Consider the following 1360-nt stretch of genomic DNA (forward strand, 5'->3'; position numbering starts at 1 on the left):
CAGGTACACCAGTGCCGCCATCGCTCGCTGAGACGGACGGAGCTTGCAGCGCCGGTCGCCCTCACGGGTGACGACCAGCATGGTCACCCACTCCACGAGGGCATGCGGCAGGTCGAGTGCGGCAGGAAAGATAACCAACGAGGCCCCCGAGCAGTGTTGTTGAGACGTCAGACATCTCGATCAACAGCTCGGGGGCCTCGCTCGTTGCGCTACACAAACCGTCACCCGATCGGTAGCCAACTCGAAGAAGCTCACTGCTAAGGGCTGTCCCGCAAATGATCTTCGGGTCGCCTCGGGTATGGGGGAGGCCGTTGTGCGGACCGCCGGTTTATCCGGTGAGGGCGAGGTTGTGCATGCGGGCGATGCCGAGCATGGCGTGATGGACGCCGTCGCCCTTCAGGCGGCAGTCGCGGAGGATCTTCCAGGTCTTCATGCGGGCGAAGACGTGCTCGACGCGGGCTCGGACCTGCTTGTGGGACTTGTTGTGTTCCTCTTTCCAGTCCGGGAGTCCGGCCTGTCCGCGCTCTCGGCGGTGCGGGATGACGAGTCCGGTGCCCGGGTAGCCGCCGTCGGCGATCGTGAGGGTCTTGCCGACGGCGGCCTTGGCGCCGGATTCCTCCCATGCCTTGCAGTCGTTGCGGTTGCCGGCGAGCGGCCGTCCGACCACCACGACCAGGCGGGTGTCGGCGTCGATGACGACCTGGTGGTTGGTGGAGTACCGGTAGTTCTTCGACCGCTCGGCGATGGTGTGATCCCGGGTGGGGACCAGTGTGCCGTCCACGATGAGCACGGTGTCCTTGGCGAATCGCTTGCGGGGCTGGAGCGCGAGCATCGGTCCGAGGTGGTCGATGATCCGGTCCGCCGCCGACTTCGACACCCCGAACAGCGGGGCGAGCTGCCGCATGGTCAGGTTTGTGCGCCAGTACGCCGCGACCAGCAGTGCCCGGTCCTCCAGGGGCAGGCTCCACGGCCGGCCCTTGCGGACCGCGTCCGCACCCTCGCGACGCAGCACCGTCACCAGCTTCCCGAACTGCCTCGGGCTCAGCCCGCTGAACGGGGCAATCCAGGACGGCTCCGACGCCGTGATCACACCAGCCACGCCAAGATCATCTCATCTGTGACCAGCAGTTACGGGACAGCCCTTACGACCTCGTGCATGGTTGGCGGTAGCGCGTCGAGAGCCGAGGGCCGGGGGATGTGTTCACGTTCGTGTACCGCTGGCCGTGGCCGCTTGCTGGTGCGAGAGCAGTCCGGCGACGGATTGGATGATGTCGCTCATGTGCTCGCGGCGGCCGTGGTGGCGGGCGAGGGATCGCCAGTTCTTGAGGTGGCCGATGCCGTGCTCGACCCGGATACGGCG

General features: G+C 66.8%; 1 protein-coding gene and 1 pseudogene. Both read right to left on the reverse strand.

Annotation, left to right across the window (positions count from 1 at the left end):
• A pseudogene (locus ACFXG1_RS33160) lies at positions 1–138 on the reverse strand (IS5/IS1182 family transposase); the annotation flags it as partial.
• A 190-nt stretch (positions 139–328) separates the two neighbouring features.
• Positions 329–1099, reverse strand: coding sequence for an IS5-like element IS112 family transposase (locus ACFXG1_RS33165; protein ID WP_003949000.1), 771 nt, complete (start codon positions 1097–1099; stop codon positions 329–331).
• Between the last annotated feature and the right edge of the window lie 261 nt (positions 1100–1360).

This window comes from Streptomyces sp. NPDC059248 (genome assembly GCF_042753905.1).
Classification (GTDB): Bacteria; Actinomycetota; Actinomycetes; order Streptomycetales; family Streptomycetaceae; genus Streptomyces.